This window comes from Mesorhizobium sp. M0664, from assembly GCF_040320565.1.
Classification (GTDB): domain Bacteria; phylum Pseudomonadota; class Alphaproteobacteria; order Rhizobiales; family Rhizobiaceae; genus Mesorhizobium.
Map to the genome: position 1 here is coordinate 26,850 of NZ_JAMYPW010000013.1, position 22,232 is coordinate 49,081.

At 63.8% G+C, this 22,232-nt stretch carries 15 protein-coding genes; 3 read left to right on the forward strand and 12 right to left on the reverse strand.

Annotation, left to right across the window (positions count from 1 at the left end):
• Positions 1–51: 51 nt before the first annotated feature.
• From addA to NKI39_RS14935, 11 genes are all read right to left on the reverse strand, one after another.
• Complete coding sequence (gene addA, locus NKI39_RS14885; RefSeq protein WP_352832563.1) at positions 52–3,564, reverse strand: double-strand break repair helicase AddA; 3,513 nt, start codon at positions 3,562–3,564, stop codon at positions 52–54.
• On the reverse strand, positions 3,561–6,698 hold the full coding sequence (addB, locus tag NKI39_RS14890) for a double-strand break repair protein AddB (protein ID WP_352832565.1): 3,138 nt from the start codon (positions 6,696–6,698) through the stop codon (positions 3,561–3,563). The genes addA and addB overlap by 4 nt, the downstream gene beginning before the upstream one ends.
• The gene (locus tag NKI39_RS14895) at positions 6,695–7,438 is read right to left on the reverse strand and encodes a nucleotidyltransferase family protein (RefSeq protein WP_352832664.1); all 744 of its coding nucleotides are present in this window, start codon (positions 7,436–7,438) and stop codon (positions 6,695–6,697) included. Before NKI39_RS14895 ends, addB begins: the two co-directional genes overlap by 4 nt.
• 56 nt (positions 7,439–7,494) lie before the next feature.
• Positions 7,495–9,006 (reverse strand): tRNA (adenosine(37)-N6)-threonylcarbamoyltransferase complex ATPase subunit type 1 TsaE, encoded by a 1,512-nt coding sequence (tsaE, locus tag NKI39_RS14900; protein ID WP_352832568.1) that lies wholly within the window; start codon positions 9,004–9,006, stop codon positions 7,495–7,497.
• A gap of 8 nt (positions 9,007–9,014) precedes the next feature.
• Positions 9,015–11,576, reverse strand: coding sequence for a sensor histidine kinase (locus tag NKI39_RS14905; protein ID WP_352832570.1), 2,562 nt, complete (start codon positions 11,574–11,576; stop codon positions 9,015–9,017).
• A gap of 188 nt (positions 11,577–11,764) precedes the next feature.
• On the reverse strand, positions 11,765–13,165 hold the full coding sequence (gene ahcY / locus NKI39_RS14910; RefSeq protein ID WP_352832573.1) for an adenosylhomocysteinase: 1,401 nt from the start codon (positions 13,163–13,165) through the stop codon (positions 11,765–11,767).
• A gap of 410 nt (positions 13,166–13,575) precedes the next feature.
• A complete protein-coding gene (locus NKI39_RS14915; RefSeq protein WP_023677551.1) occupies positions 13,576–13,872 on the reverse strand; it encodes an HPr family phosphocarrier protein in 297 nt (98 codons plus the stop codon).
• Positions 13,869–14,270: a PTS sugar transporter subunit IIA gene (locus tag NKI39_RS14920; RefSeq protein ID WP_023677550.1), complete on the reverse strand. Its 402-nt coding sequence runs from the start codon at positions 14,268–14,270 to the stop codon at positions 13,869–13,871. The genes NKI39_RS14915 and NKI39_RS14920 overlap by 4 nt, the downstream gene beginning before the upstream one ends.
• 164 nt (positions 14,271–14,434) lie before the next feature.
• Complete coding sequence (locus tag NKI39_RS14925; RefSeq protein ID WP_352832576.1) at positions 14,435–14,881, reverse strand: HPr kinase/phosphorylase; 447 nt, start codon at positions 14,879–14,881, stop codon at positions 14,435–14,437.
• Between the two features lie 31 nt (positions 14,882–14,912).
• Positions 14,913–16,697 carry a sensor histidine kinase gene (locus tag NKI39_RS14930; RefSeq protein WP_023677548.1) on the reverse strand — a complete coding sequence of 595 codons (1,785 nt, stop codon included), beginning with the start codon at positions 16,695–16,697 and terminating at the stop codon, positions 14,913–14,915.
• 22 nt (positions 16,698–16,719) lie between these two features.
• Complete coding sequence (locus NKI39_RS14935) at positions 16,720–17,421, reverse strand: response regulator transcription factor (protein WP_023677547.1); 702 nt, start codon at positions 17,419–17,421, stop codon at positions 16,720–16,722.
• A gap of 342 nt (positions 17,422–17,763) precedes the next feature.
• Between NKI39_RS14935 and NKI39_RS14940 the strand changes: the two genes are divergently transcribed.
• The 3 genes from NKI39_RS14940 to NKI39_RS14950 all read left to right on the forward strand — a co-directional run bounded on the left by NKI39_RS14940 (position 17,764) and on the right by NKI39_RS14950 (position 20,640).
• Positions 17,764–19,374, forward strand: coding sequence for a phosphoenolpyruvate carboxykinase (locus tag NKI39_RS14940; RefSeq protein WP_352832579.1), 1,611 nt, complete (start codon positions 17,764–17,766; stop codon positions 19,372–19,374).
• 79 nt (positions 19,375–19,453) lie between these two features.
• Complete coding sequence (gene arfB / locus NKI39_RS14945; protein WP_023677545.1) at positions 19,454–19,891, forward strand: alternative ribosome rescue aminoacyl-tRNA hydrolase ArfB; 438 nt, start codon at positions 19,454–19,456, stop codon at positions 19,889–19,891.
• Positions 19,892–20,022: 131 nt separating this feature from the next.
• Entirely contained in the window at positions 20,023–20,640 is a 618-nt protein-coding gene (locus NKI39_RS14950) for an alpha-ketoglutarate-dependent dioxygenase AlkB family protein (RefSeq protein ID WP_352472574.1), read from the forward strand.
• Here NKI39_RS14950 and NKI39_RS14955 read toward each other — a convergent pair.
• Positions 20,603–22,036 (reverse strand): hypothetical protein, encoded by a 1,434-nt coding sequence (locus NKI39_RS14955; protein WP_352832581.1) that lies wholly within the window; start codon positions 22,034–22,036, stop codon positions 20,603–20,605. The two genes, NKI39_RS14950 and NKI39_RS14955, sit on opposite strands and share 38 nt — an antisense overlap.
• Positions 22,037–22,232 lie beyond the last annotated feature (196 nt).

Sequence of the window (22,232 nt, forward strand, 5' to 3'; positions counted from 1 at the left end):
CGTCCCACCAAATGTGGTGGTGATCGTGTCCGTCTTCAAGCAAGTGTTGTGTCACGCTCCCGTGAGTCTAGCAAGCGCGTCGTCCATGGCCGCTGCCGGCAGCTCGATCAGCCGCGGCACCTCGGTGAACAGCAGCGCCGCCGAGACCTCGCGTCCCGGATAGAGCGGCTGAAGCAGCGCGCGATAGAGTGCGAGCTGCAGAACATAGGCTTGCGGCACTTCGGCGAGCGTAGCTGGCGCTGGCCGATTGGTCTTGTAGTCGACGATCGAAACCTTGTCCGGCGTTACTGCCAACCGGTCGATCTTGCCGGAAATCGAGCGCAGTTTGCCCCTTACCTCCAGGCTGCCCATGATGGCGACTTCGGCGCGCGAGTTTGGCGCAAACAGCGGCGCGAAGCGGCTGTCGGCAAGAATTCTGAAAACGCCAGCCAAGGCCTTGTCGTGCTTGTCGTCGGGCCATGCCGCGCCGGCTCTTGCCAGATAGCGTTCGGCGGCATCCCGGCGTTTTCCCTCGGCGATGCCGGGCAGCATCTGCAGCAATTTGTGCAGCGCCAGCCCGCGCATGACGGCAAAACCGGGCTCGGCGTCGGCATCCAGCACCGGCGAACGCGTGTCGGCCACCGCTTGCCGCGCCTCGTCGATCAGCACCGAGGCGCCGGACGGCGAGAGCGGCCGCGGCAATTCCTCGAAGGGCGGCAGAGGCCGGAACAGGGTTTCCGGCAATGGCGCAAAGCGTTCCGCCTGTCGTGCCTCATTCACTGCCGCCAGTGGCATGGGCGGCAGTTTCGTCACCTGGAAACGATGCACGGTCTCGCCAGTGGCGGGATGCCGGCGTTCTTCGCTCTCCGCGGCACCGACCAGTGCGCGGCTGACGATCGAATGCCAGGTACCGGTATTCGGCGCCCGTTTGCCATGGTAGCCGCAGACGATCAGCCGATCCTCGGCGCGGGTCATGCCGACATAGAGCAGCCGGCGGTATTCGTCGTCGGCGAGCTCGCGGGCGCGGGCCGATGCGGCGCGTGAAAACCCATTTGCGACATCGCTGGCCGAACGCCAGAGATAGCCCTTGCCCTCCCAGCAGTCGCCCGAGCCTTCGAACGGCATCAATCTCGGCAGATGCTGGTCGCTGAACGGCGCGGAGCCGCCATCAACAAGGAATACCACCGGCGCCTCCAGGCCTTTGGCGGCATGCACGGTCATGACGCGAACCTCGTCGCGGGTCTGGTCCATTTCGCGCTTGATCTCGGGGCCGGCGTTTTCCAAAGTCGACAGGAAGGATTCCAGTCCCGGCAGGCCGGTCCGCTCCTCGGCCAGGCAGAAATTCAGGAATTCGTCGAGGACGTCGCCGGCCTCCGGCCCGAGCCGCGCGATCATCTTCTTGCGCAGGCCGTCGCGGGCGAGAGCTGCAGCATAGAATTCGAACACCGGCTTGAATGCGGCCTCGTTCGACCATGTGCCGAGCCGGCTGACGACGGCGGCCAACGCCTCGCTTTCGCCGGCATGCCGGCGCAGCGAGGCGATCAGCGAGACGCTCGATGGCCTCTCCGCAGCAAGCGCGAAAAGCTGCTCTTCCGAGACATCGAAGATCGGGCTGCGCAGCACGGCGGCCAGCGACAGATCGTCCTCGGGCTGGATGAGAAAGTGACCGAGTGCGATCAGGTCCTTCACCGCGATATGGCCAGGCAGGCTGAGCCGGTCGGCGCCGGCCACCGGGATGTGGCGGCGCTTCAACGCCCGTGTCAGCGCATGGACGAAGCGGTCGCGCTTGCGCACCAGCACCAGCACGTCGCCGGGCCGGAGTTTCTTGCCACGCCCTTCGATGACCTCGCCGCCGCCGATCCAGCCGGCAATGGTCGCTGCAACGTTTTCGGCAACGCGCACCGCCGGTGCGTGGGCGTGATCCACCGCTTGCGTCCAGTCGTCCGGTTCGTCGACGATGTCGGCGCCGAGCGAGGGCCAGACGTCGACATAGCCCGGCGCATCGTTGCGGATCGCCTTGTGGTCGAGCGGATCGGGATCGTGGCTGATGCCGCGCCGCACGTTCGGGTCAGCAAAGACACGATCCACCGCCGCAAGCACGTCGTCGGTCGAGCGAAACGACCAGGTTAGCTTGAGATCGGCGAAGGCGGCGGCGGCGGATCTGACTTTGCCGGCAAACAAAAGCCGGCTGTCGGCAAAGGAGTCCGGGGCGGCTCCCTGGAAGGAATAGATCGACTGCTTTTCGTCGCCGACCGCAAAGATGGTGCGGTGGACGGCGTCGCGTGCGCCGAGCCCGGCAAAGAACTCCTCCGCCAGCCGCTTGACTACCTCCCACTGGTCGGGACTGGTGTCCTGCGCCTCGTCGAGGAGGATGTGGTCGATGCCCTGGTCGAGCTTGTACTGCACCCATGGGCCGGCGTCGGGCCGCGCCAGTAGATGGACCGTGCGGGTGATCAGGTCGTTGAAGTCGAGGAAGCCGCGCGCGCGCTTCAATTGCTCGTAGCGGGCGATCAGCCAGTCGGCGATGGTCAGCGCCGCACGCGTGCCTTCCAGCATCCTGAACAAGGCCAGCCGGTCGGAGATTTCGAGAATGGCGTCGACCGCCGCCAGATATCGTTCAGCAAGATCGGGCAACCGGTCCAGCAATGCCCTCTTAAACGTCTTTGCCGGATCGTAAGGCTCGCCGTCGGCCCTCAGGAAAGCCTTGGAGAGCAAATTCAGGCGACGTACCGGATCCTCCTCGGCAAAGGCAAGGCGGGCGTATGGCAGCAGATTGTTCAGCACGATGCGCGCATCGGCGGCCTCGGCTGCCCGTGAAAAGGTGACGAGATAATCCGGCAGGAAGCCGGGCAGCGGCCAGACCGAGGCGGCTATACCTTCGGCCGTCTGGCCGGCGCGGAAATGGAACTCGTCGAACAGCGCCTGAAAACCATCGCCGCCGGCCGCGGCGATGAACGCACGCAAACCATCGCGCTTGCGCACGATCTCGGCCAGCAGTGCGTCGAGCCCATGCTCGCCGCCGCGCTCCAGCACGGTGGCGAAGGCCTCGGACAATGCCGCATCGCCTGCAACGCCGCCCGAAATCATGTCGCGGCGGGCGGCGGCAAACAGCGAAGCCTCCATTTGCGGATCGAGCATTTCGAAATGCGCAGGGATATTGGCTTCCAGCGGGAACTGATGCAGCACCGATTCGCAGAAGGCGTGGATGGTCTGGATCTTCAGCCCGCCCGGTGTTTCCAGCGCCTCGGCAAACAACCGCCGCGCCCGGCGCATGGTTTCGCGGTCGGGCTGGCGGCCGTCCAGCGCCTCTATCCGTGTCGAGAGCTCGGCATCGCCCAGGGCCGTCCATTGCGACAGCGTCGAAAACACCCGGTTCGACATGTTGGCGGCGGCGGCACGCGTATAGGTCAGGCACAGGATCTTGGACGGATCGGTGCCGCGCAGCAACAGCCGGATAACGCGCTGGGCGAGTACATGGGTCTTGCCCGATCCGGCATTGGCCGACACCCAGGCGGAATTGCGCGGGTCGGACGCGCTTGCCTGGCTCGCGGCAGTGTCGCTTGGAATGGGGTAGGCCTTTTTCATGCCTCCCCTCCCTCGTCATCGGCGTCGCCGCCGGCGGACCATTCGAGCACGCGGGCGAGATGGTCGTAGTCGCCGTCGGTCTCGCCCTCGCGGAACGGCAGCGCCCGCGACAGATAGCCGGTCGCCGGGTCGGCGTAGTGGATCAGCAGTTTTTCCAGCCGCGCCCACGCTTCTTCGGCGAGATCGGCGGCGGTTCGCGGCTTGCGGTTGTATTCGAGGATGGATTCCTCGAACACTTCGCCATTCGGCCTCAGCCGCACGAAGGCCAGTTGCGACGGCTCGCATGCGCCAAGCTCCTTGAAAGCGCCGCGCCTGAGCAGCGCGCCCTCGAGTGCCAGTTGCGGCGCGAGCAGCGTGTGCGCCTGTGCTTTGGATGGCGAGGAGCCGGTCTTGTAATCGAGGATGTCGGCCATGCCGCCGGCCAGCAGATCGATGCGATCGGCATAGCCGGACAGGGTCACACCGGATCGGCCCACACCGGTCTTTTCGGCGCGTTCCTCGGCGTACCGCCGTGCCACGGCTGCGGCCCGGCCGCGCTCCCATTCGATGATGCCGACGGCAAGCTTTTCGAAGCGTGGCCACCACACCGCCTCGACATCGGCCGGCAGCGCCGCCTCGGCAAAGCAGGAGCGGCCTGCGGCGATGAGCCCGTCCAGCGCCTCCGGCGCGCGCGGGTCGGCCACCCTCGCCGAGAAGAGGTGCAGAATTGCGTGAAACAGCGTGCCACGCTCGGCAGCGCCCGGATCGCGAATGACCGGATCGAGCGGCATCAGGCCGAGTATCCTTCTGGCATAGACCGCATAGGGATCGCGGCGCAGCGTTTCGATCTCGGTGACCGAGAAGTGGTGCGGCCGCGCGGCGAGCGGCGGTTTCGGCTGCGGCCGCGGCGCAAAGTCCTGCTTTTCGCCGGCATCGAGCACACGCGCCCAGGCAAGCAGTTCGTCGCCGCGCCGGCGAAGTGCAGCAGCGTGGTCCTCGCCGACGAATGTAAGGATGCGCTGCAGCCAGCGCGAAGGTACCGACGGTGCATCGCCGGAGCGGCCGGAGCGAGCCAGCACCACTTTTTTGGCGCCCATGGCCATCTGGAAATCATGGGCGGCAAGGCCGATGCGCCGCTCGGGCGGTTCAAGATCGATGCCGGTCTTCATCAGCCGCGACATGAAGCGGTCGCTCTCCGGCTTGCGCGGCCACACGCCTTCGTTGAGCCCGCCGACGACCAGCGTGTCGACATCCTGAAGCCGCGCTTCCAGCACACCCCAGATGGCGATGTTCCTGTCGGTGCCCTGCGCCGGCTTGACCGTCTCGGGCGCGATCAGCGCCTCCATCACGTCAGGCCATTCGTCAGCGGCGAAGGAGAACGACACCGAGGCCGCGACCAGCTCGCGCAAGAGCTCGGCGAGCTTTTCGCCGGCATCGCCCGCATAGAGTTCGCTCGGGCTGCCGTCAGCGGCGCGGCCGAGACTTTCGAGCGCAACGACGCTGGCGCGCACAAGGGTGGCAAGATCGGCATTCTCGTCGCCGCGAAAAGCAACCAGCGGCGCCAGCGCGGCCGTTAGCCGGATCAGCAGGTCGCGCGCCTGTTCGATGCGCCTGACCGAAAGCCGCGGCCACCAGAAGGGTGGGCGGCGATTGCCGCTGCCGTCGAATTCGAGGAGCCGGGTGTCGAAGAGCTGCGGCAGCGACGCCACGTCCGGACGCCCTGTGCCACCGCGCAGCGCCACAAGTTCGACGATTTCGGCCGCATGGCGCACGCTTGCCCGCTCCAGGCCGAGGCCAAGCAGGGGATGCTTGAGCAGCGACAGCAGGGCAACGGGGTCGCCCGGGCGGAAGGCTGCCTGAAGCGCCAGCCTGAGCAGGCTGGCGGCTGGTGTGTTGATCAGCGGCGTGCCGCCGGAATCGTCGGCGGCAACGCCGAAGCGCAGCAGCTCGACTGAGACGCGCCGCGCCAGAGCGCGGTCGCCGGTGACGAGTGCGGCGCGCTGGCCGGGCCGTTCGACAGCCTGTTTGAGCGCGACGGCGATCGCCACGGCTTCGTCGCGTTCGCTGGCGGCTTCGAGAAGCGTCACCTCGGCGAAGGCCTCGGCAATATCGCCGGCCCTAAAGCGGGCGCGCGTCTCGGCCCAGAGCTCGGTGGTCTCCGCCGGGCGCAGCGCTTCGCCGACAAGTGCGGCGCGCAGCGCAAGCGGTCGCGGCGCAACAGCAATCTCCTCGACATCGGCGCGCGGCACGCCGATCTTGCCGATCAACTTTGCCAGGCCGTATTGCGGGTGGCCAAGCACGGCTGGCCGCGCGCCCGGTGTGGTGATCGCGGCAAAGGATGGCTCGTCCAATGCCCGGTCGAGCCCGGGCAGCACAACGGCGCCATTGGGCAGACCGGCGATCACGGCAAGCAGCTCGGCCGTGGCGGGAATGGAGCCGGTGGACCCGGCGGCGATCACCGGTCCGGCTGGCGGATTACGCTTCAGCCGCGCCGCCTCCAGCCTTATCAGGGCATTACGATGCGCGGCCGGATTGGAACGATGGCGTTCCTCGAGCAGGTTCGGCCAGTTCTCCGTCACGATGGTCAGGAAGTCGAGTGTCACCTGCCACCAGCCTGCAAGATTGCCGGTTACAAGGTCGGCGAGCCTTGCCCAATCCGTGCCTTCGGTGTCGATCTCATCCATCAGGCGTGCAAGGTCGCGCGCCAGCCAGATGGCGTCGGCGGCGGAGGCCGGTATGACGATCTCCTCGTCGAACAATGCCGCGACATGTGCCGGCAGGCGGCGTTTCCACGCCCGCACCAGCGGCGCAAGCAGCAGAAGACGCTCGACCACGGCGATCGGCGGCGCAAGGTCGATGGCGACCGAACCTCCTGCCTCGAAGGCGGCTTCATCCTCATCGAACTCACCAAGCGGGCGGATGACCGGCAGGATCGCCGAGCGGCTTCCCGAGCGCGAGAGAGCATCGACGAAGACGCCGCGAAGCGCCCGCGCCGCACGGCGCGTCGGCACATAGATGGTGAGATCGGCCAGCGCCAGCGGATCGCCGTCATAGGCGAAGCCGGGAACCAAGCGCCCCGCAAGCAGCGCCTCGGCCAGCGTCGGCAGGAACGGCGCTCCGGGCGGGATCGAGAAAACGCGGCGGGAGCCGCTCATTTCGACTCGGTAAGAGCGCCGGGTGCCTCACCGACAGCATTGGGCGTGCCGGCAAGCGCGGCGGCGACCGCTGCTTCCGCCCGCGGGATCGCGTCAGGTGTGCCGACAGTAATCCAGTGGCCCTGCATTTTCATGCCGAACAGGCGGCCGGCGGCGATTGCCGCATCGAAATAGGCGTTGAGAGAGTGTGGACCGGCCGGCGCATCCTTGAAGATGCGCGGATGGACGATTGCGGCGCCGGCATAGATCAGGCCGGCCGGATCGTTGTTCGCACGCCGCAAGGCGCCGTCCGGCGCCATCAGGAAATCGGTGCCGCCGCTATGTCCGGTTGCCGACTGGAGATCCGCAAGCATCAGCAGAATGTCCATTGTCGCGCCCTCCCATGCAAGGGCAAGTCGCCTGAGACTGGAAACGCCGCTGTCGATCCAGAAGGTGTCGGCGTTGAGCACATAGAAGGGCGCCCCTAACCTGGGCAATGCCTTGACGATACCACCGGCGGAGTCAAGCAAGCCCCTACTCTCATCCGAGATGACGATTCTCGGCGCACTGCGGCGGGCTACATGGTCCACGATCTGTTGCGGGAGGTAATGGACGTTGACGACGGCCTTGGCGACGCCGGCTCCGGCTAGGCAGTCCAGCCCCCAGTCGAGCAATGTCTTGCCGGCGACCTTGACCAGCGGCTTCGGCATGGTGTCGGTGATCGGCCGCATGCGCTTGCCGAGCCCGGCGGCGAGCACCATGGCGGTCGTCGGCATCGGCTGCTCATCCGCCGCCTTCAGGCCCAAATCCTTAGCCGTCAAATCGAGCGTTCCTCCAGGAAGCCGTGGGCGATGTAGAAATCCTGCAGCCCGGCCAGCGCCGGATGCGCCAGTGCCCGGCGAAGATAGTCGCGGATGCGCGGCAGATGCTTCAGATAATAAGGCTTGCCGTCGCGTTTTTCGAGCCGCACGAAGATGCCGAGGATCTTGGAATTGCGCTGTGCGGCCATGATTGCATAGGTTTCGCGGAATTCGTTCTCATCGAAGGCACCGGCAGCACGTCGCGCGGCGATGTAGGCGGCGAGCGTGTGCTTTTCGATTTCAGGTGAGATGGTGACGCGCGCGTCCATGGCGAGCGAGGCGACGTCGTAGGCTGACGGACCGATCAGCGCATCCTGGACATCGACGACGCCGAGGCGATCGTGACCGGAACGGTCAGCGCGCCAGATCAGGTTGGGTGAATGGAAATCGCGCAGCATCAGCGTGTATTCGCGCCCCTCCAGCCGATCGAGCACCGCACTCCATTCGCCGCGGTAACCGGCGCGCAGCGCCTCGCTAGGCGGAGCGCCTGATATCGCCGGGGCATACCAGTCGACCAGCAATTCGGCCTCGATCATCATGGCGTCGCGGTCGAAAGGCGGCACCTCGTGGAAGACGCCGGGGCCGGCCTGCATGCAGGCCGGCCATGTTTTGCCGTGCATCATGGCAAGCAGTTCGGCCGCCGCCGCATAACGCGCAGCCACCGGCTGGCCGCGCTTGTCGAGGAAGCCTTGGGAACCGAGATGCTCCAGCAGGAGAAAACCCTGCTCGAGATCCTGGGCATGGATTTCCGGGACGCTGACGCCGCCGGCCCGCAAGGCCCGGTCGATGGCGACGAACGCCGAAACAGATTGCGCGGTGTGAGCGATCTCGGCATAGGGTTTGCCGTCGCGGACTGGCGGTCCGAGCACCAGCCTTGGCGAGTTCATCAGCACGCGCGGCGGAAATCCGGCGAGCGTGACGATCTCGTAGGAGCGAGCCGAGGCATCACCGATGAAATACCGTCGCTGCGCTTCGCCCCAACCGGCCTGCCCGAGAAAATCGCGCATTGCCAGCGATCGCGCCGCGCGCTCGAAGGCGGCGCCCTCTCCCGATAGTCTCGCCAGTCGGCCGTCGCCCTGCTGGAGAAGTTCGACCAGCACCGAGGTTTTCGGCAGATATGCCTCTGCCCGCTCCGGCCATTCGACCAGCGCGGCGCCTTGCGTCAGCGCCTCGTAGAAGCCCAGCTCGTCCAGCTCGGATGCCGTGCCCAAGCGGTAGAGATCGAAATGATGAACCGGCACACGCGTGTCGTAGCTCTGGACCAGCGTGAAGGTCGGGCTCGGCACGTCGAGCCCGGCATCGTCGGCCAGTGCCCTGATCAGCGCCCGTGCCAAGGTCGATTTGCCGGCGCCGAGATCGCCCTTGAGGGCGAGCACGTCGCCAACGCGCAGCGACATGGCGAGATCCTCGCCGAACCTTGCCGTCGCAGCCTCGTCGGCGAGAAAACGCTCCAGCACCAATACCGCCATCGAACGCGCTACTCGGCCGCCGCGCGGATGCCGGACGGCGTGTCGGGAAAGGCGCAAACAACCGTGGTGCCCTTATCCCTGCCGGTCTCGATGCGGACGCTGCCGCCATGCAGTTCGACAAAGCTCTTGACGATCGACAGGCCGAGCCCGGCGCCACGGCGGCGGCCGCCATTGGTGCGCGGCTCGAAGCGCCGGAACACTGAGTCAAGCAGGTCCGGCGGCATGCCGGGGCCGTCATCGTGAACGGAAAATTCCACGCCGTCGGCAAGTTGGCGGCAGGCGAGCGTTATGGTGCTCGCCTCCGGCGCGTAATTGGCGGCATTGCTGAGCAGATTGAAGAGGATCTGGCGGACGCGGATCTCGTCGCCGTGGAAGGTTTTCGGCGCGGCCGCCGCGTCGATCCTGAGCTTGATTGCATGTTCCTCCAGCCGGTCGGCGACCAGTTCGGCGGCAGCCGTAATGGTTCGATCGATGTGAACTTCGGAAATGTCGAGTTCCATGATGCCGGCATCCACCGTCGCCAGGTCGAGGATGTCGTTGACGATGGTGAGCAGGACCGAGGAGGACGAGCCGACATGCCCGATATATTCGCGTTGCTTCTGGTTCAGCGGACCAGTCGACGGCAGTGAAAGAAGCTCGGTAAAGCCGATGATGTTGGTGAGTGGCGAGCGCAGCTCATAGGAGACGTGCTGCACGAATTCGTTCTTGATCTGGTCGGACTTTTGCAGCGCCTCATTCTTGTCCTTCAGCGCCCGCTCGACATTAACGCTGTCGGTAACGTCGACGAAGGTCATCATCACCTGGCCGTTGGGCAAAGGGATGACGGCGTAGCGCAAAACGGTGCCGTTGTTCAATTCGGTTTGGCCGTGGCGGTCGCGGCGCTCGTCGTCGAAGCCGGTGATGGCGGCAACGAACCCGCCCCACGGACTGTCGACGGCACGGCGGTCGCAAAGGTCGCGGATCGTCGAGACATGGACGTTGGGTTTTGAGGCATCGGCATCCAGCCCCCACAATGCCGCGAACGCCGGGTTCGACAGTCTCAGCCTGCCGTCGGGGCCGAACACAGCGACGCCTTCGGCGAGGTTGTCGAGCGTCTCGCCCTGGACCCGGACGGCGGTCTGGTAGCGGCTTTCAAGGTCCATCTTCTCGGTCAGGTTCTCGAACACCCAGGTGACGCCGCCCTTGGGCTGCGGATTGGCGACGACGCGAATGGTCTTGCCGTCCGGCAGATGCCACCAATGCTCCTGCGATTCAACCGCGCGGTAAGCGCCGAGCAGGCTCTCTTTCCAGCGCCGCCATTCGGGCTGCTCGGCGATCTTGCCTTCGCTGCGCAGGCGATCGAGCAGCAAGGCGTTGTCCGGCGCGCTGTGCAGGAAGCCGCTGTCGAGGCCCCATAGTTTCTGGAACGCCTGATTGAAAAACCGCAATTTCTCGTCGGTGTCGAAAATCGCCACGGCGGTGTTGAGCTGATCGAGCGTGTCGGCGTGGCTCTGCATGGTCCGCTCATATTCGGCGCGAATGGCCTCGATAGCGCTGATGTCGCAGGCAAGACCAGCCGAACCATCCGCCCCGGCAAAATCGGTCACGGCAAACATACGGCGATCGCCTTCGATGACCGTGGAGAGCGTCTGTTCAAAGACCGCGCGCGACTTGTGCTGCGCAGCGATCGTGTCGCGCGCCTGGCCGCCGAGGAATTCCTTGCCATCGCGGACCGCCGCTTCGGCATTCTCGGCCTCGACCGCTTCGGCATACGCGCGGTTGACCCATTTCAGCCGCCCGTCGACAGTACGCAGCCATGACGGCATCTTGAGCGCATCCAGAAGACCGATCAGCGTCTCATGGTCGGCAGCTAAGCGCTGGTTCTCGATCTTCAGCCTGGCCTGGCTTCGCTGTGTCTCCGAAAGCGAGACGAAGCGAACCAGCACATGCGCCGCACTCTTGCGGCCGTGAACCTCGAGCGGCTGGCCGGCCTGCGATTCGATGACCAGATCGAACGGCTTTGCCTTGTCCCGCAGTGCCGCGACGGCATGTTCGAGTGCGGCCGCCGAACGCGGCATCAGCCAGCGGCCGAAAGCCAGGAAGGCCGCCCGGTCCTCCGGCGCGCCGCTCTCGATCGGCAATGTCCCGACAAGCTCGGGCTTCTTGTTCTCGGCCGCCCATACCACCACGCGCTGATCGCGGGAATGGAGCAGCGCCTCCGAGCGCTGCAGCGCGGCATTGACGTCGGCGATACGGGTCCTGAGCTCGGCATTTTCCGCCGCGGTGCGCGCCCGTTCGCGGATCAGAAAGATGGCCGACAGCAATGCCGCCCCCATGACGCCGACGAACATGGCGAGTTGCATGACCTCGACCGTGCTGACCGACAGCCCGGCCTTTTGCGCCACGCGGGTTTGGGCATGTGCAGTAAAGCCAAGCAGCGGACCAACCAGCGCGGAAGAAGCAAGCAGCACCCCGACACGGCTGCCGGCGCGCCATAGAAGGCTGCCGCCTCTGGCAGCGGAGCCCGTGATCGAATCGCTATGGCCGCCGGAAACGGCCTGTCCCGCGCAAGGCGGGTTATCCCCCGGCATGTCTTGGTCCTCTTCGCCGCCTGAATGCAAGACCGCCCTGATGCGTGCGCCCGGGCCTCGTCCCCGGACCGCGAATCAGCACCATAGCGCTTGCGCGAATCGGCGTGAAGAATCAATCAGCGCAAAAATAAAGCCGGGCGAAAAGTCAATCGCCCGGCTTCAATATCTAGTGGCAAGTTTCGCCGTGGCTAATAGCGGTAGTGTTCCGGCTTGAACGGTCCGTGCGGAGTGACGCCGATATAGGCGGCCTGTTCGCCGGACAGTTCGGTCAAGCGGGCACCGAGCTTGTCGAGATGCAGGCGCGCGACCTTTTCGTCGAGATGCTTCGGCAGGACGTAGACCTGGTTCTCGTACTGGCCGGGCTTGGTGTACAGCTCGATCTGGGCCAACACCTGGTTGGTGAAGGACGCCGACATGACGAAGCTCGGGTGGCCGGTAGCGTTGCCGAGGTTGAGCAGGCGGCCTTCCGACAAAAGGATCATCCGCTTGCCATCCGGGAAGGTGATCATATCCACCTGAGGCTTGATGTTGGTCCATTTCAGGTTGCGCAGCGACGCCACCTGGATCTCGTTGTCGAAGTGACCGATGTTGCCGACGATCACCATGTCCTTCATCAGGCGCATGTGGTCGAGGGTAACGACGTCCTTGTTGCCGGTGGTGGTGATGACGATGTCGGCCGTCGGCGCTGCGTCTTCGAGCGTGACCACCTCGAAACCGTCCATCGCCGCCTGCAGCGCGCAGATCGGATCGACCTCGGTGACCTTGACGCGGGCGCCGGCGCCCTTGAGCGAAGCCGACGAGCCTTTGCCGACGTCGCCATAGCCGCAGACAACCGCGACCTTGCCGGCCATCATCGTGTCGGTGCCGCGGCGAATGCCGTCGACAAGCGATTCCTTGCAGCCATATTTGTTGTCGAATTTCGACTTGGTGACGGAATCATTGACGTTGATCGCCGGGAACGGCAGCAGGCCTTTTTTCTGCAACTGATAGAGCCGGTTGACGCCGGTCGTCGTCTCTTCGGTAACGCCGCGGATCGCTTCCTTCTGCTTGGTGAAGAAGCCGGGCGATGCCTGCATGCGCTTCTTGATCTGGGCAAACAGGATCTCTTCCTCTTCGCTGCCCGGATTGGACAGCACATCCTCGCCGGCCTCGGCGCGGGCGCCGATCAGGATGTACATGGTGGCATCGCCACCGTCGTCGAGGATCATGTTGGAGGTGCCGCCATCGGCCCACTGGAAGATCTTGTCGGTGTAGACCCAATAATCCTCCAGCGTCTCGCCCTTGACGGCAAACACCGGAATTCCGGCCTCGGCAATGGCCGCGGCAGCGTGGTCCTGGGTCGAGAAGATATTGCAGGAAGCCCAGCGGATATCGGCGCCGAGCGCCTTAAGCGTTTCGATCAGCACCGCCGTCTGGATGGTCATGTGCAGCGAGCCGGTGATGCGCGCGCCCTTGAGCGGCTTCTTGTCGCCGAATTCTTCGCGGCAGGCCATCAGGCCCGGCATTTCGGTTTCGGCGATCTCGATCTCCTTGCGGCCCCAGCCGGCAAGCGCGATGTCTGCGACCACATAGTCCTTGCTACCCGTCATGGCAGTGCTCCGATGCGAATTGATTGCGGGACGCGCCCGCCCCGAAAGCGTGTCGGAGGGCGCGAGGTGCCGGCCTGACTAGCAGATCGGGAGTCGGACGACAATGGGATATAAAGAAATCTTTATCCGTGCATGTCTTCAGCGGCGGCGGCCATGAGAGCGCGCAGAAGGGGTGCTGTCCAAGGTGGCCGTCCCTCAGACCTCAGATCGGCAACACTTTCAAAGCCGGAAACAAAAACCCGCCTCGGCGGGCGGGTCTTCGGGGCCAATTGGCACCATAGCGAAATTAGTAGCATAGCTGCCGGCACAAAGCAAGAACAAAATACGCGACGGTCGCGCAAAAATGCGATTTCCTTCACCGCCGCAAGGTTGCACCGAACATGCCGTAGCAGGTGCCGTCGGCGAAGCCGTCAGCACTCCTCGCCGAAACGGGAAGCAACCAGTTGCTCCAGCGCATCGATGACCTCTTCGGCCTCCGGGCCGGTGGCGGTGACGCGTATCGAATAACCGGGGCTCGCCGCCAGCATCATCAGGCCCATGATCGAGGTGCCGCCGACCTTGACGCCGTCCTTCTCGACCTGGACCGTGGCGTTGAAGCCGCTGGCGATTTGAACGAACTTGGCCGAGGCGCGCGCATGCAGGCCGCGCTGGTTGACGATTGGAAAGTCGCGAACGATCTTGTCCTTTTCCGGCAACAGCGCGCTCATTTGCTGCTCAGGAGTTGACTGGCGACATTGATGTATTTGCGGCCGGCAGCCTGCGCCTCATCCAGCGCGGCCGTCATGTTGTCGCCCTTGCGAACGCTGGACAGCTTGATCAGCATCGGCAGGTTCATGCCGGCAATGACCTCGATACGCCCGGATTCCATCACGGAAATGGCGAGGTTAGAGGGCGTGCCGCCGAACATGTCGGTCAAAACGATGACGCCTGATCCCGTATCGACGCGACCGACTGCCTCGATAATGTCGCGGCGGCGCTGTTCCATATCGTCGTCGGCACCGATCGCCACGGTCTCGAAATTGTCTTGTGGCCCAACGACATGTTCCACGGCATTGCGGAACTCGGCGGCCAGTTGACCGTGCGTTACAAGCACGAGTCCGATCATTCTTTGGTGGCTCCCGTCATCGCCGCTTCACAGGCGCATTTTATGCTCGCCGACCGTTCCAGGTGGCGGGAGCGCTATCTTGTCGACGCAAGGCCCGTTGACAAGCCCAAAATTGCGCCGGCCCAAGCCAATTTGACGCATTGCAGCAAAAAATCGAAATCGGATCACAGGAAAGGCGCAATCGACAGGCGCGACATCACTGCCGGCAAGGCCGCCGCTACATTGCGCCCGGCAAGATCGATGCGCGGCACTGGTACGCCGACAACGAGTTCGCAGCAGTCTTCCTGGAAGCGGGCCATTTTGCCGGCTGGCACCAGCCGGATAATGAGGTCGATCACGCAGCTTGGCTCGAACCGTATCGGTTTGGGGCCGAATCCCGGGACCTCGACGAGGCCGGCTATGCTGGCTGGTGCGCGGCAGACCAGCCGCCCGTCGCAATCTGCAGCATAGAGCTGGTCATCGCCGATCAGCCGGGAAAACAGCCCACGCTGGCTGCAATGATCGATCAAGGCGAGCCCCAGCGTCGTCTTGCCCAAGCCGGACGGTCCGGTGATGAGAATGCCGCGATCACCTATCAGGATCGCGGTGCCGTGAATATTTTCAGGCTGCACAATAGGACCAGGCGTGATTGGAATTCATCCGTCAGCCTTCCGCCGGCAGCGTCACCACGAAGCGCGCGCCCTTGATCTCGCCAGGCTTGGTGCCCGGGATGTTCTCGGCGCTCAGCGTGCCGCCATGAGCTTCAACGATCTGCCTGGATATCGACAGGCCAAGGCCCGAGTTCTGACCGAACGCCTCGCCGGCCGGCCGATCGGTATAGAACCGCTCGAAAATGCGGTCGATGTTATCGGCCCGGATACCGGGTCCATTGTCGTCGATGGTGACGATGTTGAACTTGCCGGCGCGCGCCAGCGATATGGTGATGTGGCCACGTTCCTCGGGAACGAACGAGCGGGCATTCTCGATCAGGTTGGTGATCACCTGGCCGATCCTCAGATCATGACCGACGACGAAGTAGCCTTTCACGCCCTGCGGCAGTTTGGCGACCTTGAATTCGATCTCGACCGCCTTCTTGTTGCGCGTGGCCTCGCGCGAGACGGCGACCAGATCGGTGATGAACTTCTTGAGGTCGACGGTTCCTGCATCTTCCCGCGCCAGCTCGGCATCGAGACGGGAGGCATCGGAAATATCGGTGATGAGACGGTCAAGCCGCCTCACATCGTGCTGGATGATATCCATCAGCCGGCTGCGCGAATTGTCGTTCCTGGCCAGCGGCAATGTCTCCACCGCGCTGCGCAGCGAGGTAAGCGGGTTCTTCAACTCGTGCGAGACATCCGCGGCAAAACTTTCGATCGCCTCGATGCGGGCGTAGAGCGCGTTGGTCATGTCGCGCACGGCGATCGACAGATTGCCGATCTCGTCCTGGCGGTCGGAGAAGTCGGGGATTTCCTCGCGGTTCTTGACGCCGCGGCGAACCCTGACCGCCGCCGCGGAAAGCCGGCGCAGCGGGTTGGCGATGGTGGAGGCCAGCAGCATCGACAGGATGGCGGTAACCAGGGCGGCAATGCCGAACACGCGCAGGATCGCCTTGCGCTCGGCCGCGACGATCTTGTCGATGTCGCCGCCTTCGGTCGACAGCATCAGCACGCCGAGAACGGCACGGAAGCGCTGGATCGGTACCGCCACTGAAACGATCTGCTCGCCCTGCTCCGAGATCCGCACGATCGTCGACGGACTGCCGGTAAGCGCCTTGACCACTTCCGGAAACGCGGCGCCGTTGCCACCTGGCTGCTCGCGATAGACAGGCAGCTGCTTGTTGCGAAAGAAATCAAAGACGAATTTCTGGATGCGCTCCAGAAGGTCTGGCTGTTCCTCTTCGACCGGCGGCAGGTCGTAGCGAAGGATCTGGCCGCGCGAATAGAGATGGCGGGAATCGAGCAGCAGGTTGGCGTCGCGGTCGTAAATGCGGGCTCGGGTCCGCGTCGGCGAGATCAACCGCCTGAGCACCGGCGCCACGCGCTCCGGATTGATCGGGAAATCGAGGTTATCGAGCTGATCGGAGCCCGGGCCGAGGCTTTCGCCGGCCTGCAACTCGAGCAGCTTCTCCGGATCGATGCTGATCGAATCGGTCTCGACCGTCGCCGAGGCGGCAATCGCGCCGGCGATGATCTCGCCTTGAGTCATCAGGCTCTCGACACGGGCGTCGATCAGCCCGTCGCGAAAGGTATTGAGATAGAGAATGCCGGTGACCAGGACGGCAAGGCCGGCAAGGTTGAGAAAGAGGATACGCCGCGTCAGGCTGGAAAAGATGTGATGGCCGAGAAACCGGCGCATCGGCACCGTAATTTTCGACACGAAGGCGGGCAGAATCCGCGGCGGGCGCCTGGCGGCGCCCGACCGTCTCACTCGCTCTACTTGCACTGCCATCGAATAGCAGCTCCCGCTCGACTCAAGCTTCGCGGAACCGATATCCGACTCCGTAAAGGGTTTCGATCATTTCGAAGTCATCATCAACGGCCTTGAACTTTTTGCGCAGCCGCTTGATGTGACTGTCGATGGTGCGGTCATCGACATAAACCTGCTCATCATAAGCCGAATCCATCAGCGCATCACGGCTTTTTACAACGCCCGGACGCTGGGCCAGCGAATGCAGGATGAGGAACTCGGTGACGGTCAGCGTCACCGGCTCGCCCTTCCAGGTGCAGGTGTGGCGCTCCTGGTCCATGACAAGCTGGCCGCGCTCAAGCGACCGGGCCTGCTGGTTGGGCGCCTTGGCCGCCGCCTCGCGGGTGCTGGCGCGGCGCAGCACGGCGCGGACGCGCTCCACCAGAAGACGCTGCGAGAAGGGTTTGCGGATGAAGTCGTCGGCGCCCATCTTGAGGCCGAACAGTTCATCGATCTCATCGTCCTTGGAGGTCAGGAAGATTACTGGCAGGTCGGATTTCTGACGCATCCGGCGCAGCAACTCCATGCCGTCCATGCGCGGCATCTTGATGTCAAGGATGGCGAGGTTCGGCGGGCGCGCCGCCAGTCCCTCCAGCGCCGATGCCCCATCCGTGTAGGTTTCGACCCGATAACCCTCGGATTCGAGGGCGATCGAAACCGAAGTCAGAATGTTGCGATCGTCGTCGACAAGCGCGATTGTTGCCATTTCAAGCGGCTCCCTCATGAGCTGTCCCTTCTTTCGTCGAGAAGGGGCTTTTGCAGGACAAATTAGGTACAAAATGTGGCACAGGCTGTATCCGCTGTCACGCGCGGCATGTCGACGGCTACAATTGTACCTCGATATGGATGGGACGAATGAACATCGCCAATCCTTTGGGCAACCATCAGTGTTTTTGCACATATAAACGATTTAAACAACTTTCAAAATATTTAAATCGATTAATGATTTGATATCATTCGCCTTTTCTGGTTTTGACGTTTTTAGCTCCTGCAATGGGGGTTCCGGAATTCGCCGGTAAAGACGCGGTAAATCGAAGAAGGGACACCCATGTCGGAAGCCGGCAAACGCAATCCTGCATGTGCAATCGATCGCATCGGCCTGAGAACCACGGGCGTGGTACGCTATAATTTCAGCGCGGCCGCGCTCTACGAGGAGGCAATCCGCCGTGGCGAGGCCCGACTCACCGCGCATGGCGCGCTTGCCGCCGAGACCGGGCAGCACACCGGCCGCTCGCCCAGGGACAAATTCGTGGTGCGCGACGAAAGCACCGCGCCGCATATATGGTGGGACAACAACAAAGCGATTTCGCCGATCCAGTTCGATACGCTGCTTGCCGATTTTCGCGCCCACGCGGCTGGAAAGGACCTTTATGTGCAGGACCTGGTCGGCGGCGCCGACGAGGAACTGAAGCTGCCGACCAGGGTGATCACGGAGCTTGCCTGGCACTCCTTGTTCATCCGCAATCTGCTCATCCGACCGGCCGCCGCCGAACTCGAGCATTTCCTGCCCGATTTGACGATCATCGACCTGCCGTCGTTCCGCGCCGATCCCGCCCGCCACGGCACGCGCGGCGAAACGGTGATTGCCGTCGATCTTTCGCACATGATCGTGTTGATCGGCGGTACCTCGTATGCCGGCGAGATGAAGAAGTCGGTGTTCACCGTGCTCAACTATCTGCTCCCGGCAAAGGGTGTGATGCCGATGCACTGCTCGGCCAATGAAGGGCCCGTCGGCGACGCGGCCGTTTTCTTCGGCCTTTCCGGGACCGGCAAGACGACGTTGTCGGCCGACCCGTCGCGCACGCTGGTCGGCGACGACGAGCATGGCTGGGGACCGCACGGCATCTTCAATTTCGAGGGCGGCTGCTATGCCAAGACGATCAAGCTTTCGGCCGAAGCCGAGCCGGAGATCTTCGCCACCACCCAGCGCTTCGGCACGGTGCTGGAGAATGTGGCGCTCGACGCAGGCCGCGTGCCGGATTTCGACGATGGCGGGCTGACCGAAAACACACGCTGCGCCTACCCGCTCCACTTCATCCCCAATGCCAGCAAGACGGGGCGCGCCAGCCACCCGAAGAACATCATCATGCTGACCGCCGACGCATTCGGTGTGATGCCGCCGATCGCGCGGTTGACCCCGGCGCAGGCCATGTACCATTTCCTCTCCGGCTATACCGCCAAGGTGGCGGGGACCGAGAAGGGCGTTACGGAACCCGAAGCGACATTTTCGACATGCTTCGGCGCACCGTTCATGCCGCGGCATCCGTCGGAATACGGCAATCTGCTGCGCGAGCTCATCGCCCGCCACGGCGTCGATTGCTGGCTGGTCAACACCGGCTGGACCGGCGGCGCCTACGGCACCGGCAAGCGAATGCCGATCAAAGCAACGCGGGCGCTGCTTGCGGCGGCGCTCGACGGCTCGCTGAAAGCGGCCGACTTCCGCACCGACGCCAATTTCGGTTTCGACGTACCGGTGACGGTTGCCGGCGTCGACCGCGCCATTCTCGACCCTAGATCGACCTGGATCGACAAGCCCGCCTACGACCGGCAGGCGGCAAGGCTGGTCGGCATGTTCGTCGACAATTTCGAAAAGTTCGAAGCCCATGTCGACGCCACCGTGCTCGGCGCCGCACCACGCATGCAGGTAGCGGCTGAATAGCCGTCGCCCCTGGTGATGCTTCAAGGCCCGGCTTCAATCGGGCCTTTTCTTTTTTCGCCTGCCGCGCCATGAGTGCGGCATGAACGCCGACGACAAGATCATCATTACCGACGATGCGGTGATTAATCCGGGCGACCTGCACGAGGACTTCATCCGTTCGTCCGGCCCGGGCGGCCAGAACGTCAACAAGGTGGCGACGGCAGTGCAATTGCGCTTCGATGCCGCCAATGCGGCTGGCCTGTCGGAGCGGGTGCGCGAACGGACCATCAAGCTTGCCGGCCAGCGCGCCACCAAGGACGGCGTCATCGTCATCGAAGCCGGACGCTTCCGCACCCAGGAGCAGAACCGGGCGGACGCCCGGGCGCGGCTGACGGCACTGGTCGCCAAGGCCGCCGAACCACCACCACCGCCGCGCAAGAAGACCAGGCCGTCCAAAGGCGCGGTCGAAAGACGGCTCAAGAGCAAGGCCGGGCGCGGCTCGATCAAGAAACTGCGCGGCCGGGTCGGGGATGAGTGACAGCCGAAGCGGCTTCGGATCTCAGATCGCCGGTTAAAGCGCGCAGCCACCGTCGGAGGCGGCTTTCGGGTCGCCGTTTTCATTTGACGGTGGCATTCTGATTTCTCCAGACCAACGGATTAACCGACGCGATGCTCGTACTGCCCAAAGGCGTCCGCCATATGCCCGGCTACCTGTCGCGCGCCATGCAGGAAGTGCTGGTGGAAGATATCAGGCAGGTCGTGCAGAAGGCGCCGCTGTTCGTGCCGGCGATGCCGCGTACCGGCAAGGAGATGAGCGTGCGCATGACCAATTGCGGTCCGCTGGGCTGGGTCACCGACAAGGAGCACGGCTATCGCTACCAGCCGACCCACCCGGTGACCGGAAGGCCTTGGCCGCCGATCCCGGAGATGCTGCTCGAACTGTGGCGGGATGTATCTGCCTATGCGCACCTGCCGGAAGCCTGCCTGGTCAATTTCTATTCGCAGGATGCCAAGATGGGTCTTCACCAGGACCGCGACGAGAGCGATTTCTCCGCGCCTGTCGTCTCGGTGTCGCTCGGCGACGATTGCCTGTTCCGGGTCGGCCAGACGACGCGCGACGGCGCCACCAAATCGTTCAGGCTGAGGAGCGGCGACGTCGTCGTGCTTGGCGGCGAAGGGCGGCTCTGCTTTCACGGCGTCGACCGTATCTACCCGTCGACCTCGGCATTGCTCAGGAGTGGCGGCCGCATCAATCTGACGCTGCGACGGGTGACGATGCCGAAATAGGCTGTTCGGGTGGCCGGTGGCCCGGGCGGACATAATCGTCGCGCAGATAGATGCGCTCGGTCTCGTCCTCGATAAGAATGCGGTAGTGCGCCAGGATGGCGTCAAAGCCAAAACGCTCCATCAATTGGCTTGTCCACATCGTGTTGTTTTTCTTGAAGACGACGATATCCGGGCGCAGACGCACGAACTCTTCGCGTTTGCTTTCGACGTAGCGCGCCATGATGGCTTGGTAACGCATGGCTTCGGCGGTGTCACCCGAGAGAGATGCCTGCCGGGACAGGGAAAGTGCGAACGCTCCAAGCCAATCGCTGACGTGGGTCGAAACGAACTGCCCATCGATCATACGGTTCAACGGATGTCCCGAGGAAATATCCGAACTGACCAACGCTACGGTCGGCCGATCGGTGGCGGCGCGAATTGCAGCAACCAGCGCCGGCCCTGGTTTCTGGGTGCTCCAGTACGGCAAGAAAGCGATTGCCACCGCCGCCAATGCCCAAGCTCGCGAAGGAGCCGTCACGAACGTCAACAGCTTCGACGGCCGCTGCACGATCCTGGGCAGTGCCAACAGGCAGAAAATGGCTGCCACAGCGCAAAAGATCGCGGGATAGGCATGATAAGACCAGCCTTTGGCTTGGTAGAACAGGGGAAACATGCCGGCGATCGATGCCGCCAACGCTACCGCCGCCAGCTCTGGAAACCGCCTGGCCGGCCACAGCCACCAGATCAGGAAGACAAGGAAACACCACGAGAAACCGTAGCCGATCACAATCGGCCAAAAGATGCCGATCTTTGCATAAACGTCCGCCAAGAGGGGATAGATGTCGCGCACAAATTCCGGATGGATCAGCGTGACCGTGCTGAGATAGACAACGCAGATGCCGCCAATGACCCAGTGTTCCAGGGCGAAGATCGATTTCAGACTGCGCCGGCGCACTGCAACGACCAGCGCCGGCGCCAACACCATGATCGCATAGTAGGGCTTGACCAGCAGCAGAATGCTGCCCGACAGGCCGGCGAGTACGGCGAGCCCGGGGTCTGGTTGGGCAGCTGCATCTCTGCGCGCGCGCCAGGCATGAAGCGCAAGCAGCGGCATGAAAAGTGCCATGCCGATATGCTCCCGCTCGCTGAAGGCATTTCCGGGGAAGACCACCAACATTGCGCAAAACGCTGGCCCCAGTGCAAACAATGATGCAGTTTCGGTGAAACCCGCACGCTTGACGATCACGCCCGAGAGCGAAAGTCCGATAAGCACGGCAAGGTATGTCCAGGCCTCAACCAGGATTTCCGGGGCGGTGCCCAGCAATCTGGCTGCAGCCACTGGCGGCAGATAGAGCCAGACGCTGAATGGGGGATTGGTCTCGTAGATTTGCGAGTAAAGCCGCTCACCGGACAGCATACGCTCGCAGACCGTGATCAGCCAGCTAGTGTCGGGAACAGTCCCCCAACGTCGCTGCCAGAAGATCGAGAAGACGGTGACTGCGGCAATGGCCAGGACATTGCGGCTAGGAAGCAGCGACGCCGCAATATCCCGGTCGCGCCAGCGGCTCAAGCCGCCAATGTCGTTCGAGACGCTCATGCTGTTGCACCGAGGC

Excerpts from the sequence above, each read along its gene's own strand:
- NKI39_RS14940 (WP_352832579.1), top strand. The coding sequence starts at position 17,764 with ATGTCGGAAGCCGGCAAACGCAATCCTGCATGTGCAATCGATCGCATC.
- arfB (WP_023677545.1), top strand. The coding sequence starts at position 19,454 with ATGAACGCCGACGACAAGATCATCATTACCGACGATGCGGTGATTAAT.
- NKI39_RS14895 (WP_352832664.1), bottom strand. The coding sequence starts at position 7,438 with ATGGTGCTCGCCGCCGGGCTCGGCAAGCGCATGCGGCCGATCACCGAC.
- NKI39_RS14930 (WP_023677548.1), bottom strand. The coding sequence starts at position 16,697 with ATGGCAGTGCAAGTAGAGCGAGTGAGACGGTCGGGCGCCGCCAGGCGC.
- NKI39_RS14955 (WP_352832581.1), bottom strand. The coding sequence starts at position 22,036 with ATGCTGTCCGGTGAGCGGCTTTACTCGCAAATCTACGAGACCAATCCC.
- addB (WP_352832565.1), bottom strand. The coding sequence starts at position 6,698 with ATGAGCGGCTCCCGCCGCGTTTTCTCGATCCCGCCCGGAGCGCCGTTC.
- addA (WP_352832563.1), bottom strand. The coding sequence starts at position 3,564 with ATGAAAAAGGCCTACCCCATTCCAAGCGACACTGCCGCGAGCCAGGCA.
- NKI39_RS14915 (WP_023677551.1), bottom strand. The coding sequence starts at position 13,872 with ATGAGCGCGCTGTTGCCGGAAAAGGACAAGATCGTTCGCGACTTTCCA.
- ahcY (WP_352832573.1), bottom strand. The coding sequence starts at position 13,165 with ATGACGGGTAGCAAGGACTATGTGGTCGCAGACATCGCGCTTGCCGGC.
- NKI39_RS14935 (WP_023677547.1), bottom strand. The coding sequence starts at position 17,421 with ATGGCAACAATCGCGCTTGTCGACGACGATCGCAACATTCTGACTTCG.
- NKI39_RS14905 (WP_352832570.1), bottom strand. The coding sequence starts at position 11,576 with ATGCCGGGGGATAACCCGCCTTGCGCGGGACAGGCCGTTTCCGGCGGC.
- NKI39_RS14920 (WP_023677550.1), bottom strand. The coding sequence starts at position 14,270 with ATGATCGGACTCGTGCTTGTAACGCACGGTCAACTGGCCGCCGAGTTC.
- tsaE (WP_352832568.1), bottom strand. The coding sequence starts at position 9,006 with ATGGCGGTATTGGTGCTGGAGCGTTTTCTCGCCGACGAGGCTGCGACG.
- NKI39_RS14950 (WP_352472574.1), top strand. The coding sequence starts at position 20,023 with ATGCTCGTACTGCCCAAAGGCGTCCGCCATATGCCCGGCTACCTGTCG.